Source organism: Streptomyces sp. NPDC043176 (assembly GCF_056436715.1).
In genome coordinates this window covers 101,976-116,896 of record NZ_JBWKCA010000008.1, presented here as the reverse complement: position 1 = coordinate 116,896, position 14,921 = coordinate 101,976, and the positions used below count along the sequence as shown (strand labels likewise).

Genomic DNA, 14,921 nt, shown 5'->3' with positions numbered 1-14,921 from the left:
GCCCTCTCGACCGGATCTCCGCCCGGAAGCACGGGACCCCGACCGGATCTCCGCCCGGAAGCGCGAGACCCCGACCGGCTCCCCCCCCGGAAGCGCGGGCCCCGGGGCTCGGGCGGGCTCCCGCTCAGAACAGGGGTGTGGGCAGCACGCCCTCCAGGGCCAGCAGCTGCCGCTTGGTCTCCAGGCCGCCGCCGAAACCGCCGAGCCCGCCGTCGCTCTCCACCACGCGGTGGCACGGCACGACGAGGGGCAGCGGGTTGGCGCCCATCGCGGCTCCGACCGCCTGGGCCGCGCCCGGCTGCCCCACCCGCCGGGCCAGCTCGCCGTACCCGACGACCGTCCCGTACGGCACGGTCGCCGCCAGCTCGCGCAGCACCTGCCGGTGGAAGCCGGTCGTCAGGCTCCAGTCCAGCGGCAGGGCGAGGTCGTCCGGTTCGCCGCCGAAGTAGCGGTCGAGCCGGCGTATCGCCTCGGCGAGCAGTCCCGAGGCGCACTCCACCGGCTCCGCGCCGAGCTGCCCGGTCAGCCGGTCGAGCGTCCGCGACCGCCGTGCCGGGTCGGCGTGGAACTCGACCCGCACGAGCCCCCGCCCGGTCGCGGCGAGGAAGAGCGGCCCGATGGCGCTCTCCACGACCGTCCACTCCGCCGGGACGTCCCGCGCCCCGCCCGTCGGCCCCGCTTCGATGTCCATGCCGCCCACGGTACGGCCGGGCACCGACAACGGGGTCCGGCCCGGTCCGCCGACCGGGTCGAGCGGCCCAGGCCGCGGGTCCGGCGGGGGACGCCCGGCGCCGGGTCCAAGATCACGGACCGGTCTCGCTCCGGTCTCACCACCGGCAATTACCCGGTCACGTGGTCGCCGGAGGCCCGGGGCGCCATAATCTCGCCCCGGTAGTACTACCCAGCGGTACCGACTGTTTTCGGACGACGTGGCACCAGGGGTGGAGGACACACGCTCATGCAGGGCACGGTCGACGGATTCAGCTACGGGCTCGTCACGCCGGTGGCCGCCTTTCTCATGGCGTGCCTCGGCGGCGCCCTCGGGCTGAGGTGCACCACCAGATCGCTCCGCCACCGCGACAGCTTCAAGGCGGGCTGGCTCGCCCTCGGCGCCACCTCGATCGGCACCGGCATCTGGACGATGCACTTCATCGCCATGATGGGCTTCTCGGTCCAGCAGGCGCCCGTCGGTTACGACCGCCCCATCACCTTCGCCAGCCTGGGCGTCGCCGTCGTCATGGTCGGCATCGGCATCTTCATCGTCGGCTACCGCGGCGCGACCGCCCTGACCCTGGTCACCGGCGGCACCATCACCGGCCTCGGCGTCGCCACCATGCACTACCTCGGCATGGCCGGCATGCGCCTCCAGGGCCGCGTCGAGTACGACACCCTCACCGTCGCCGTCTCCGTGGTCATCGCCGTCGTGGCCGCCACCGCGGCCCTCTGGGCGGCCGTCTCCGTGCACGGGTTTCTGGCCAGCCTCGGTGCGAGCCTGGTGATGGGCGTCGCCGTGAGTGGTATGCACTACACCGCCATGGCCGCCGTCAGCGTCCACCTGCACGGGACCGGGCCCCGCACCGGGACCGGCGACACCGCCACCTCGCTCCTCCTGCCCATGCTGATCGGCCCCGCGGTCTTCCTGATCCTCGCCGCCGTCGTCGTCATGTTCGACCCGCTGCTCGTGATGGGCGACCCGGACTGGCAGCGTCCCGACACCCGGAGCGTGCACCGCCCCGGGGTGCCCGCCCCCCGCCACGTGCCGTCCTACGGCGAGCCCGCCAACTGGACGGCGCGCCCCTCCGGACGCGCCGCCCGCCGGAGCGTCCCGCGGGGCGGCCACCGTTCCCAGGACTGGTGACGGGACACCCGCGCACCGGGCGGTGAGCCGATCACCGCCCGACTGTCAGTGCCGGGTCGTACGGTGGTTGCATGCGGCCCGTTTCCAAGATCGAACGTTCGGTGGCGCCCTTCGAGGTCGTCAGCTCCTACCAGCCCAGCGGGGACCAGCCCGCGGCCATCGCCGACCTCGAGCGGCGCATCCGCGCGGGCGAGAAGGACGTCGTGCTCCTCGGCGCGACCGGCACCGGCAAGTCGGCGACCACCGCCTGGATGATCGAGAAGCTCCAGCGCCCCACCCTCGTGATGGCGCCGAACAAGACGCTGGCCGCCCAGCTGGCGAACGAGTTCCGCGAGCTCCTGCCGAACAACGCGGTGGAGTACTTCGTCTCGTACTACGACTACTACCAGCCCGAGGCGTACGTCCCGCAGTCGGACACGTACATCGAGAAGGACTCCTCCATCAACGAGGAGGTGGAGCGGCTGCGCCACTCGGCGACGAACTCCCTGCTCACCCGCAGGGACGTCATCGTGGTCGCCTCCGTCTCCTGCATCTACGGCCTCGGCACGCCCCAGGAGTACGTCGACCGCATGGTCCCGCTCAAGGTCGGCGAGGAGATCGACCGGGACCAGCTGCTCCGCCGCTTCGTCGACATCCAGTACACCCGGAACGACCTGGCGTTCACCCGCGGCACCTTCCGCGTCCGCGGCGACACCATCGAGATCTTCCCGGTGTACGAGGAGCTCGCCGTCCGCATCGAGATGTTCGGCGACGAGATCGAGGCCCTCTCCACCCTCCACCCGCTCACCGGCGAGGTCATCAGCGAGGACCGCGAGCTGTACGTCTTCCCCGCCAGCCACTACGTCGCCGGTCCCGAGCGCATGGAGCGGGCCGTCAACGACATCGAGCGCGAGCTGGAGGTGCGCCTCGCCGAGCTCGACAAGCAGGGCAAGCACCTGGAGTCCCAGCGCCTGCGCATGCGCACCACGTACGACATCGAGATGATGCGGCAGATCGGCTCCTGCTCCGGCATCGAGAACTACTCGATGCACTTCGACGGACGCGAGCCCGGCTCCGCGCCGAACACCCTCATCGACTACTTCCCCGAGGACTTCCTCCTCGTCATCGACGAGTCGCACGTCACCGTGCCGCAGATCGGCGCCATGTACGAGGGCGACGCCTCCCGCAAGCGAACCCTGGTCGACCACGGCTTCCGGCTCCCGTCCGCCCTCGACAACCGCCCGCTCAAGTGGGAGGAGTTCCAGGAGCGGATCGGCCAGACCGTCTACCTGTCCGCGACCCCCGGGACGTACGAACTCTCCCGCGGCGACGGCTTCGTCGAGCAGATCATCCGCCCCACCGGCCTCGTCGACCCCGAGGTCGTCGTCAAGCCCACCGAGGGGCAGATCGACGACCTGGTCCACGAGATCCGGCTGCGCACCGAGCGGGACGAGCGGGTCCTCGTCACCACCCTCACCAAGAAGATGGCCGAGGACCTCACCGACTACTTCCTGGAGCTCGGCATCCAGGTCCGCTACCTGCACAGCGACGTCGACACCCTGCGCCGCATCGAGCTGCTCCGCGAACTGCGCGCCGGCGAGTACGACGTCCTCGTCGGCATCAACCTCCTCCGGGAGGGCCTCGACCTTCCCGAGGTGTCGCTCGTCGCCATCCTCGACGCCGACAAGCAGGGCTTCCTGCGCTCCGGGACCTCCCTGATCCAGACGATCGGCCGTGCCGCCCGAAACGTCTCGGGCCAGGTCCACATGTACGCCGACCGGATCACGCCGGCGATGGAGCAGGCCATCGACGAGACCAACAGGCGCCGCGAGAAGCAGATCGCGTACAACACGGAGCACGGCATCGACCCGCAGCCGCTCCGCAAGAAGATCAACGACATCGTCGCGACCATCGCGCGCGAGGAGATCGACACCGAGGAGCTGCTGGGCAGCGGCTACCGCCAGGCGAAGGAGGGCAAGGGCGCCAAGGCACCCGTCCCCTCGCTCGCCGCGCACGGCGCCAAGGGCCGGGGCAAGGCGGGCTCGACGGTCGAGCTCGGCGACCGTCCCGCCACCGAACTGGCCGCGATCATCGAGGAGATGACCGACCGGATGCGGGCCGCGGCCGCCGAGCTGCAGTTCGAGGTGGCCGCCCGGCTCCGCGACGAGGTGGGAGAGCTGAAGAAGGAGTTGCGCCAGATGAAGGAGGCGGGACTCGCCTGACCGGACACGGTCCGGTGTGTTGCAAGACCGACACAAAACCGGACCGCGCCCACCGTGTGTCGGTGGCGCTGCGTAGGGTGCTCGACAACCGCACGCACCGGAACGGCGGACGCGGGGAACGCAAACGAGAGGGGCATACGCGTGTCGGTCAACATGACCAAGGGTCAGGCCATCAGCCTGGAGAAGAAGGGCGGGGGCAGCCTCACCCAGGTGCGGATGGGCCTCGGCTGGCAGGCCGCGCCGCGCCGCGGCCTCTTCGGTTCGCGCACGCGGGAGATCGACCTGGACGCCTCGGCGGTCCTCTTCGCCGACAAGCAGCCGGTCGACGTGGTCTTCTTCCGTCACCTGGTCAGCGACGACGGCTCGGTCAAGCACACCGGTGACAACCTCGTCGGCGGCGCGGGCCAGGGCGGCGACGACGAGGCGATCCTCGTCGACCTGGAGCGGGTCCCGGTCCACATCGACCAGATCGTCTTCACGGTGAACTCCTTCACCGGCCAGACGTTCCAGGAGGTGCAGAACGCGTTCTGCCGGATCGTCGACGAGACGAACGGTCAGGAGCTCGCGCGCTACACCCTCGACGGCGGCGGCAACTACACCGCGCAGATCATGGCGAAGGTCCACCGGGTCGGCTCCGGCTGGCAGATGACCGCCCTGGGCAACCCGGCCAACGGCCGCACCTTCCAGGACCTGATGCCGGCGATCCTGCCGCACCTGTAACCGCGGCGCGGACGCACCCACAGCTCCCGGAGGCATCAGGCCGCCGGGAGCTGTCCCGCATGAACTTGTTCCGGTACCAGGAAACACCGAGGGGACAGAGTCGATGACGGCCGAGCTGGTCCGGGGGCAGAACCACCCCCTGCCCGACACCCGACTGGAGATCCGCGTGTCGGCCGGGCACCCCGTCCTCGCCGGAGCCACCCTCGGCGACGAGCACGGCAGGGTGCCGGGCGCGGAGTGGGTCGTCCACCCCGGAGCGCCCTCGCTCCCCGGCGTCGAGGTCCCGGGACGGTGCGCCGCCGACCACCGTCTCACCGTCGATCTGGAGGCCGTCTCCGACACGGTCCACCGGGTCTCCGTCCTCCTGGCGCTCCCGGCGGGCGGCGCCGCCCGCTTCGGCGCCCTCGCCGCCCCCTTCGTCGCCGTCGCCGGCCGCGACGGCGCGGACGTCGCCAGCTTCACGATCACCGGACTCGAGAGCGAGTCCGCCGTGGTGGCCCTGGAGCTGTACCGCCGCCAGGGCGCCTGGAAGGTCCGCGCCATGGGCCAGGGGTACGAGGGCGGTCTCGCCGCCCTGCTCGGCGACCAGGGCCTGGAACGGCCCGCGGAGCTGGCCGCGTCGATCCAGGCGGCGGTGGAACCCGGGCGGCCCGCGGAGCCGGCGCCTCCTGCGGCCGACCGGACGGCGCGCCTGCCCGAGGTGGAGCGCGTGGGCCGGTCCGCTCCGCCGGGCGCGCCGGACACGGTACCGACCCCGGTCCCGCCCCTGCCGCCGACGGCCCCGGCCACCCCGACGACGGACACGCCCACGACGGGCACGCCCACCCCCACGACGGCCGCCCCGGCGACGGGCACGCCCACCCCCGCCATGGGTACCGGCGGCCCCATCAGCTACGCCCACCCGCGGCGGCAGGCGGCCCCCGCCCCCGCCCCGGAGCCCCGGCAGGCGCCGCCGACGCCGGTCGCCGGAGACGCCTCGGGCTGGTCGATGGACGAGCGCCTGTACAACCAGGTCTGGGGGATGTTCGAGGACCTGGCCCGTACCGCCGCCGCCTACCGCAGCGCCTGCGACTTCGCGGAGTCCCGGCTCGACCGGGAGCTGGACCAGTCGCTCTCCGACTACCGCTCCCGGGTCGGCGGCGCGAACGACGCCGCGCGGGCGGCCGCCCGCGCCCGGCACGACGAGCTGGTGGGGCGGGCCCAGGAGGTCCTGGACCGGGACCTCGCCCAGCTCGCCGCCGAGTCCGAGGTCGTCGAACCGGCGCTGCCGCCGGCGTACGCCCGCTGGGACAGCCCCGTCTGGCACGCCTACCGCGTCCCGGCCGAGGAGCCGATGGCGATCCGCCTGGGCGACCTCCACCTTCCGGAGCGCACCGACCTGCGGATCCCGATGCTCGTCCGGCTGCCGCTGGAGCGCGGGCTGTGGGTCGACAGCGGGCGCGGGCACTCCGAGGCGGCGGGCCTGCTCGACGAGGTCGAACTGCGGCGGCTCGCCCTGGACTGCGCGGTCGCGCACGCCGCCCGGCTGCTCGCCGCGCACCCGGCGGGGGAGTTCGCCGTCCACGTCCTCGACGCCGCCGGCGCGGGCACGGCCGCGCTCGCGCCGCTCGTGGAGACGGGCGTGCTGGCCGCCCCGCCGGCCCGGGGAGCGGCCGGGGTGTCGGCGGTCCTGGAGCAGCTCACCGAGCGGGTCGACCTGTTGCAGATGGCGATGCGGGGCGGCGCCGCCGACGCGCTGCCGCCCGGCCTGGACATGGCCCGGCAGCTGCTGATCGTGCACGACTTCCCGCACGGGTTCGACGACCGGGCGGTCACCCGGCTCCGGTACCTCGCCGACGAGGGCCCCTCGGTCGGCGTCCATCTGCTGATGGTCGCGGACCGGGCGGACGCCGCCGCGTACGGTCCGCTGCTCGACCCGCTGTGGCGCTCGCTGCTGCGCCTCACCCCGGTTCCCGACGACCACCTCGCCGATCCGTGGGTCGGGCACGCCTGGTCGTACGAGCCGCCGATCCTTCCGCCGGGCGGTCAGGTCCTGCGGCAGATTCTTGGGCAGGTGGCGGCGGCTCGTTATGGAAAGCAGCCCTGACCTGCACTTTTGATGGCCCTTTACCCTGCCCTTTACCTTCTCTTGGTCTTTCGGGTAGTCTTTTCCGTGCGGAGGGGAGTACTCCCTATACGCGGCGTACCCGTCAATACGGACGGATCTCGATGATCCGATCCCGGGGCGTCGGCCCGGCGGCGATCGTCCCCGGGTGGAAGAGACCTCCGGCAGCGACGACGCTGATCAGTAGCCGTACGACGCCGGAGGCGCAGTGGACGTTTCAATGACCCTGTGGGTCCTGACCATTCTCGGTCTGGGTGCCCTGATCGGTGCCGACTTCTTCATCGGCCGCAAGCCGCATGACGTGTCGGTCAAGGAAGCCGGCATCTGGACGATCGTCTGGATCGTGCTCGCCGCGCTCTTCGGCGTCGGCCTGCTGGTCTTCGGCAACGCCCAGGCCTCCGGAGAGTTCTTCGCCGGCTACATCACCGAGAAGTCGCTCAGCGTCGACAACCTCTTCGTCTTCGTCCTGATCATGGCGAAGTTCTCGGTCCCCTCCCACCTCCAGCAGCGCGTGCTGCTCGTGGGCGTGCTGATCGCCCTGGTGCTCCGCGCGATCTTCATCGCCGCAGGCGCCGCGATCATCGCGAGCTTCTCCTGGGTCTTCTACATCTTCGGCGCGTTCCTGATCTACACCGCGTGGAAGCTCATCCAGGAGGCGCGCGCCGACGAGGACGAGGACGACTGGGAGGAGAACCGTCTCCTCAAGACCGTCGAGAAGAAGTTCGGCGTCGCCGACCGGTACCACGGCACCAAGCTCTTCATCCGCAGCAACGGCAAGCGGGTGCTGACCCCGCTGATGATCGTCATGCTGGCCATCGGCACCACCGACATCCTCTTCGCCCTCGACTCCATCCCGGCGATCTTCGGCCTCACCCAGGACCCGTACATCGTCTTCACCGCCAACGCCTTCGCCCTCATGGGTCTGCGACAGCTGTACTTCCTGATCGGCGGCCTGCTCAAGAAGCTGGTCCACCTCAGCTACGGCCTGTCGGTGATCCTCGGCTTCATCGGCGTCAAGCTGGTGCTGCACGCCCTGCACGAGTCCGGGGTCCACGTCCCCGAGATCTCCATCCCGGTCTCGCTCGCGGTCATCGGCGGCGTCCTGACCGTCACCACGATCACCAGCCTGATCGCCTCCAAGAAGCAGGCGGAGCGCGAGGCCGCCGAGAGCGTGGCCGACGCCGACGGCGCCGAGAAGGACAGCGTCGACGCCTGACGCGGCACACACGGCGACGGCCGGCCCCGGGACAGCGTCCCGCGGCCGGCCGTCGCCGTGTGTGCCGGTCCGCCCGTCAGGCGGCCGTCACCTCCCCCGCCCGCGCCCGCCCCGGCAGGGTCTCGGGCAGCAGGGCGAAGCAGACCAGACTGACCAGGGCCACCAGCGTCAGATAGGCCGCCACGCCCCACGGCGGGCCGGAGCCGCCGTCGGAGAGCGCCGTGGCGACGAGGGGCGTGAGGGCCCCGCCGAGGACGCCGGCGAGGTTGTAGCCGACGGCGGCGCCCGTGCAGCGGACCCGGGGCTCGTACAGCTCCGGCAGGTACGCGGCGACCACGGCGAACATCGTGACGAAGGCGAGCAGCGAGCCCAGGAAGCCGAGGAACATCAGCAGCGGCTGCGCGGTGTGCAGCAGCGCCACCATCGGGAACGTCCAGAGCGCCGAGCCCGCGCACCCCGCCAGGCACAGCGGGCGGCGGCCCCACCTGTCGGCGAGCAACGCCACGAACGGGGTCACGGCGCCCTTGACCGCCACCGCCGCCATCACACAGGTCAGCATCACCGTGCTGCTCACCCCGAGCCGCTCGGTGCCGTAGGCCAGCGCCCAGGTGGAGACCGTGTAGAAGACCGCGTACCCGACCGCGAGCGCCCCGGCCGTCAGCAGCACCAGCCGCCAGTGGTCGCGCGCCACCTCGGCCAGCGGGGCGCTCGCACGCCGCCCGGACACGGACAGCTCCTCGAACTGCGGCGTCTCCGCCAGCGAGGTGCGCAGCAGCAGTCCGGCCGCCGCGAGCACGCCGGCGGCCCAGAACGGCACCCGCCAGCCCCAGGCCCGGAACTCCGCGTCGCTCAGCCCGGCCGTGAGCGCCAGCATCACCCCGTTCGCGAGGAGGAAGCCGATCGCCGGGCCGACCTGCGGGAAGCTCGACCACAGCGCCCGCCGGTGCGCCGGGGCGTGCTCGGCGGTCAGCAGGACCGCCCCGCCCCACTCGCCGCCGAGCCCCAGACCCTGGAGGAAGCGCAGGACCAGCAGCAGGACGGGGGCGGCGATGCCGAGCGTCGCGTACGTGGGGACGCAACCGACCGCGACGGTGGCGCAGCCGGTCAGGAGCAGCGAGGCGAAGAGGACAGGCCGGCGGCCGTACCGGTCGCCGACGTGGCCGAAGAGGACCGAGCCCAGCGGCCGGGCCAGGAAGCCGACGGCGAAGGTGCCGAAGGCCGCCAGGGTCCCGGCGAGCGGGGAGAAGGTCGGGAAGAAGAGCGGCCCCAGCACGAGGGCCGCCGCGGTCCCGTAGACGAAGAAGTCGAAGAACTCGATGGCGGTGCCGACGAGCGAGGCAGCCGCGAGCCGTCCCATCGAGGGGGCCGGGGCCGCCGGGGGATCCGGCACGGCGGGGGCGGCGGGCGGCGACGGAGGGTGACTGTGGCGCATGTCGCGCCAACTGCCCCGCCGCCGTCCCGGTTACGGGGCGTGCGGAGGCACGCGGCCCGGCGGCCGCGCGCCGGGCGTCACCAGCCGCGCTCGCGCCACTCCGCGAGGTGCGGGCGCTCGTCACCGAGCGTGGTGTCCTTGCCGTGGCCCGGGTAGATCCAGGACTCGTCCGGCAGGACCGCGAAGAGCTTGGTCTCCACGTCGTGGATCAGGCTCGTGAAGGCCTCCGGGTCCTTCCAGGTGTTGCCCACCCCGCCGGGGAAGAGGCAGTCGCCGGTGAAGACGTGGGGGTGGCCGTGCGGGTCGTCGTAGACGAGGGCGATGGAGCCGGGGGTGTGCCCGACCAGACGGCGGGCGGTCAGCTCGACCCGGCCCACCCGGATCGTGTCGCCGTCCTCGACGGGCACCTCGGTCGCGACCGGGATGCCCTCCGCGTCGTACGCGCCCGCGTAGGTCCGGGCTCCGGTGGCCGCGACCACCTCGGCGAGGGCCTGCCAGTGGTCGCCGTGGCGGTGGGTGGTGACGACGGCGGCGATGCCGTCGTCACCGATCAGCGTGAGGAGCGTGTCCGCGTCGTTCGCCGCGTCGATCAGCAGCTGCTCGCCGGTCGCCCGGCAGCGCAGCAGATACGCGTTGTTGTCCATCGGGCCGACGGCGACCTTCGAGATCATCAGGTCCGTCAGCTCGTGCACGTCCGCAGGACCGCCGACCTTCACCACTCCGCTGTACGTCATGGCCTCAGACTAGCCCTGGGGGATGACGGTGGCGGCTACAGCGCGGGGAGCGCGGGCAGAGGGCCTCCCTCGACCTTCAGCGCGGAGCCGTCGCGGCGGCCCGCGAGCCATCCGAGGAGCTCGGGCGCGGGGCCGGAGACGACCAGGGGAGCCCCCCCGGCGCCGCCGCCGGTCGTCCAGGTGCCGCCCTCCTGCAGTCCTCCGCCCGGCGTCCAGACGCGGCCGTCGTCGGAGCGGACGGCGGTGGAGGGCACGTCCTTGTGGCCGGCGAACCGCTCCGCCAGAAAGTCGATCTCCCGCAGGACGAACTCCTCCGGCAGGTCCTCCAGCTCGTAGCCGACGCCGAGGTCGACGTGGTGCAGGGCCACCTCCACCCAGCGGCGGAAGGGGATCCGGGAGGCGCTGTCGGTGACGCCGTTGCGGAGCTCGACCGTGCGGGCCCAGTCGGCGGGCTCCGCGCCCACGGCCTGGAAGCGGTCGGCGGACCCGCGCAGGTCTGCGAGGTGGACGTCGAGGGGGCGGGTGGAGTCGCGCTCGATGTCGGCGTCGCGGGTCGCGGCGTCCGCGTACATCGGCCGGCCCTGGAGGACGTTGACCAGAGCGTCGGCGTTGCGGGAGAGATGGGCGAGCACGTGGCCGCGTGTCCAGCCGGCAAGCCGTGACGGCTCGGCCGCCGATGCGTTGTCCCATGAGGCGACGTCGGCGATCAGCCGGTCGGTCGCTTCGCGTACGGAGGCAAGGTCGAGTTCGTGGTCGATCATGGCGCCGACCCTAGGGGGTGGCGCACCGGTCCGGCCAGGTCATCGAGGGCTCGGCACCCCGGCACGGCCACTCGTTCGGGTGAAGCGGTCTCCACGCGGCCGGAAATCGAATGTGCGTGCTATAGGCTCGATGGAAGCATCCGGCATCCTTGGTTGTTGGGTGTGTCAGGCACATCCGCTCTCTCAAGAAAGGTGCGGACCGGCGTGGCCGACCGTCTCATCGTCCGTGGCGCTCGCGAGCACAACCTCAAGAACGTCTCGCTCGACCTCCCGCGTGACTCCCTCATCGTCTTCACCGGGCTCTCGGGATCGGGCAAGTCCTCCCTCGCGTTCGACACGATCTTCGCCGAGGGGCAGCGCCGGTACGTCGAGTCGCTCTCCTCGTACGCCCGGCAGTTCCTCGGCCAGATGGACAAGCCGGACGTCGACTTCATCGAAGGTCTGTCGCCCGCCGTCTCCATCGACCAGAAGTCGACCTCGCGCAACCCGCGCTCGACGGTCGGCACCATCACCGAGGTCTACGACTACCTCCGGCTGCTCTTCGCCCGCATCGGCAAGCCGCACTGTCCCGAGTGCCGCCGCCCGATCTCGCGCCAGTCGCCGCAGGCCATCGTCGACAAGGTCCTCGAGCTGCCCGAGGGCAGCCGCTTCCAGGTCCTCTCGCCGCTCGTCCGCGAGCGCAAGGGCGAGTTCGTCGACCTCTTCGCCGACCTCCAGACCAAGGGCTACAGCCGCGCCCGGGTCGACGGCGTGACCGTCCAGCTCAGCGAGCCGCCGACGCTGAAGAAGCAGGAGAAGCACACGATCGAGGTGGTCGTCGACCGCCTCACCGTGAAGGACAGCGCCAAGCGCCGGCTCACCGACTCCGTCGAGACCGCGCTCGGACTCTCCGGCGGCATGGTCGTGCTCGACTTCGTCGACCTCCCCGAGGACGACCCGGAGCGCGAGCGGATGTACTCGGAGCACCTGTACTGCCCGTACGACGACCTGTCCTTCGAGGAGCTGGAGCCGCGCTCCTTCTCCTTCAACTCGCCCTTCGGCGCCTGCCCCGACTGCACGGGCATCGGCACCCGCATGGAGGTCGACCCCGAGCTGGTCGTCCCCGACGAGGACAAGTCCCTCGACGAGGGCGCCATCCACCCCTGGTCGCACGGCCACACCAAGGAGTACTTCGGCCGGCTCATCGGAGGCCTCTCCCAGGCCCTCGGCTTCCGCACGGACATCCCGTACGCCGGACTGCCGCAGCGCGCCAAGAAGGCCCTGATGCACGGCCACAAGACCCAGGTCGAGGTCCGCTACCGCAACCGGTACGGGCGCGAGCGGGCGTACACCACCCCCGCCTTCGAGGGCGCCGTCTCCTTCGTCAAGCGGCGCCACACCGAGGCCGAGAGCGACTCGAGCCGCGAGCGCTTCGAGGGCTACATGCGCGAGGTGCCCTGTCCCACCTGTGAGGGCAGCCGCCTCAAGCCGATCGTCCTCGCGGTCACGGTCATGGAGCGGTCCATCGCCGAGGTCGCCGCGATGTCCATCAGCGACTGTGCCGAGTTCCTCGCCCGGCTCACGCTCAACGACCGCGACAAGAAGATCGCCGAGCGGGTCCTCAAGGAGGTCAACGAGCGACTGCGCTTCCTCGTCGACGTCGGCCTCGACTACCTCTCGCTCAACCGCGCCGCGGGCACCCTGTCCGGCGGCGAGGCCCAGCGCATCCGGCTCGCCACCCAGATCGGCTCCGGCCTGGTCGGCGTGCTGTACGTGCTCGACGAGCCGTCCATCGGTCTCCACCAGCGCGACAACCACCGGCTCATCGAGACCCTGGTCAGGCTCCGTGACATGGGCAACACGCTCATCGTCGTCGAGCACGACGAGGACACCATCAAGGTCGCGGACTGGGTCGTCGACATCGGCCCCGGCGCCGGCGAGCACGGCGGCAAGGTCGTCCACTCCGGCTCGCTGAAGGAGCTCCTCGCCAACGAGGAGTCGGTGACCGGGCAGTACCTGTCCGGCCGCAGGGCCATCGCCACCCCGGAGATCCGCCGCCCCGTGGACCCCGGGCGCCGGCTCACCGTGCACGGGGCCCGCGAGAACAACCTGCGGGACATCGACGTCTCCTTCCCGCTGGGCGTCCTCACGGCCGTCACCGGAGTCTCGGGATCCGGCAAGTCGACCCTGGTCAACGACATCCTCTACACCCACCTGGCGCGCGAGCTCAACGGCGCCAAGTCGGTGCCCGGACGGCACACGCGGGTGGACGGCGACGACCTCGTCGACAAGGTCGTGCACGTCGACCAGTCCCCGATCGGCCGCACCCCGCGGTCGAACCCGGCGACCTACACCGGCGTCTTCGACCACGTCCGCAAGCTCTTCGCCGAGACGATGGAGGCCAAGGTCCGGGGCTATCTGCCCGGCCGGTTCTCCTTCAACGTCAAGGGCGGCCGCTGCGAGAACTGCTCCGGCGACGGCACGATCAAGATCGAGATGAACTTCCTCCCGGACGTCTACGTCCCGTGCGAGGTCTGCCACGGTGACCGGTACAACCGGGAGACCCTGGAGGTCCACTACAAGGGCAAGTCCATCGCCGAGGTCCTGGACATGCCGATCGAGGAGGCCCTCGACTTCTTCGAGGCCGTCCCGACCATCGCCCGGCACCTGCGCACGCTCACCGAGGTCGGCCTCGGTTACGTCCGCCTCGGCCAGTCGGCGCCGACGCTCTCCGGTGGCGAGGCGCAGCGCGTCAAGCTCGCCTCCGAGCTCCAGAAGCGTTCGACGGGCCGCACGGTCTACGTCCTGGACGAGCCGACCACCGGTCTGCACTTCGAGGACATCTCGAAGCTGATCAAGGTCCTCTCCGGCCTGGTCGACAAGGGCAACTCGGTGATCGTCATCGAGCACAACCTCGATGTCATCAAGACCGCCGACTGGGTCGTCGACATGGGCCCCGAGGGCGGCAGCGGGGGCGGCCTGGTCATCGCCGAGGGCACACCGGAGGAGGTCGCCTCCGTCCCGACGAGCCACACGGGCAAGTTCCTCCGGGAGATCCTGGGCGCCGACCGGATCAGCGACGCCGGCGTCACCGTCCCGGCGGCCCGCGGTACGAAGAAGGCGGCGGCGAAGAAGGCCCCCGCCAAGAAGACCGCGGCCCCGGCCAAGAAGACGGCCACGAAGGCGGCGGCCGCCAAGACGGCCACGAAGGCGGCGGCCGCCAAGACGGCCACGAAGGCGACGGCCGCCAAGACGGCCACCAAGGCGACGGCCACCAAGGCCACGCCCCGGGCCCGCAAGGCGTGACGTCTCGCGGCAGGGCCCCCACCAGGGGGTCCTGCCGCATGCCCGACCCCTGCCCCTGCCCCCGCCCCGGACCCGGGGTTACGGCCAGGTCAGGGTCGGGCGTCGGGGCGGGGGAGGGCGCCGGTATCGTCGGTTCGGTCACCCCTGGGGTGTGTTGTCCCCGATCTCACCGTGGAGCGCTCATGTCCGGCCAGTCCAGCCGCCGCACCGTACTGAAGGGCGCGGCTCTCGCCGGTGCCGCCGGGCTGGGAGTCGCCGCCTGCTCCACCGAGTCCAAGCTCGGCCACGCCCAGGTCCCCACGCCGACCGCCCCGGTCCCGCTCGGCGCCCCGGACGAGGTCCCGGTCGGCGGGTCCAAGCTCTACCGCGAGCAGCGGCTGGTGGTGAGCTGCCCGGCCAAGGGCCGGTACAAGGCGTTCAGCGCCCAGTGCACCCACGCCGGCTGCGTCCTCGACAAGGTGGAGGAGAACGAGGGCAACTGCCCGTGCCACGGCAGCCGCTTCGACGTCACGACCGGCAAGGCGCTCCGCGGCCCGGCCACCGTCCCGCTCCCCGAGGTCCCGATCCGCGTCGAGAACGGCACGCTGGTGGCCGGCCCCGAGGCCTGAGC

General features: G+C 71.8%; 11 protein-coding genes. 7 read left to right on the top strand and 4 right to left on the bottom strand.

Translation table 11 applies throughout. The features are described 5' to 3' along the window. Positions 1–124: 124 nt before the first annotated feature. Entirely contained in the window at positions 125–691 is a 567-nt protein-coding gene (locus tag AC067A_RS15620; protein WP_478619880.1) for a methylated-DNA--[protein]-cysteine S-methyltransferase, read from the bottom strand. A gap of 267 nt (positions 692–958) precedes the next feature. Here AC067A_RS15620 and AC067A_RS15615 point away from each other — a divergent pair, with 267 nt between their 5' ends. From AC067A_RS15615 to AC067A_RS15595, 5 genes are all read left to right on the top strand, one after another. Next, positions 959–1,858 carry an MHYT domain-containing protein gene (locus AC067A_RS15615; protein WP_478619878.1) on the top strand — a complete coding sequence of 300 codons (900 nt, stop codon included), beginning with the start codon at positions 959–961 and terminating at the stop codon, positions 1,856–1,858. A 71-nt stretch (positions 1,859–1,929) separates the two neighbouring features. Then, complete coding sequence (gene uvrB / locus AC067A_RS15610; protein ID WP_478619875.1) at positions 1,930–4,059, top strand: excinuclease ABC subunit UvrB; 2,130 nt, start codon at positions 1,930–1,932, stop codon at positions 4,057–4,059. A gap of 141 nt (positions 4,060–4,200) precedes the next feature. Beyond that, positions 4,201–4,779: a TerD family protein gene (locus AC067A_RS15605; RefSeq protein ID WP_367828334.1), complete on the top strand. Its 579-nt coding sequence runs from the start codon at positions 4,201–4,203 to the stop codon at positions 4,777–4,779. A 103-nt stretch (positions 4,780–4,882) separates the two neighbouring features. Continuing rightward, positions 4,883–6,865 (top strand): TerD family protein, encoded by a 1,983-nt coding sequence (locus AC067A_RS15600; RefSeq protein WP_478619871.1) that lies wholly within the window; start codon positions 4,883–4,885, stop codon positions 6,863–6,865. A 238-nt stretch (positions 6,866–7,103) separates the two neighbouring features. Continuing rightward, positions 7,104–8,099 (top strand): TerC family protein, encoded by a 996-nt coding sequence (locus AC067A_RS15595; RefSeq protein WP_478619868.1) that lies wholly within the window; start codon positions 7,104–7,106, stop codon positions 8,097–8,099. Positions 8,100–8,175: 76 nt separating this feature from the next. On the opposite strand, the gene AC067A_RS15590 is transcribed toward AC067A_RS15595, so the two are convergent. The 3 genes from AC067A_RS15590 to AC067A_RS15580 form a co-directional block, all read right to left on the bottom strand. Next, a complete protein-coding gene (locus AC067A_RS15590; RefSeq protein ID WP_478620430.1) occupies positions 8,176–9,456 on the bottom strand; it encodes an MFS transporter in 1,281 nt (426 codons plus the stop codon). A gap of 152 nt (positions 9,457–9,608) precedes the next feature. After that, positions 9,609–10,265, bottom strand: coding sequence for an MBL fold metallo-hydrolase (locus AC067A_RS15585; protein ID WP_478619866.1), 657 nt, complete (start codon positions 10,263–10,265; stop codon positions 9,609–9,611). Positions 10,266–10,300: 35 nt separating this feature from the next. Continuing rightward, entirely contained in the window at positions 10,301–11,026 is a 726-nt protein-coding gene (locus AC067A_RS15580; protein ID WP_478619863.1) for a maleylpyruvate isomerase family mycothiol-dependent enzyme, read from the bottom strand. Positions 11,027–11,230: 204 nt separating this feature from the next. Here AC067A_RS15580 and uvrA point away from each other — a divergent pair, with 204 nt between their 5' ends. Together uvrA and AC067A_RS15570 are read left to right on the top strand one after the other, a co-directional pair. Beyond that, positions 11,231–14,311 (top strand): excinuclease ABC subunit UvrA, encoded by a 3,081-nt coding sequence (gene uvrA / locus AC067A_RS15575; protein WP_478619860.1) that lies wholly within the window; start codon positions 11,231–11,233, stop codon positions 14,309–14,311. A 182-nt stretch (positions 14,312–14,493) separates the two neighbouring features. Then, positions 14,494–14,919, top strand: coding sequence for a Rieske (2Fe-2S) protein (locus tag AC067A_RS15570; RefSeq protein ID WP_478619858.1), 426 nt, complete (start codon positions 14,494–14,496; stop codon positions 14,917–14,919). Positions 14,920–14,921: the final 2 nt, after the last annotated feature.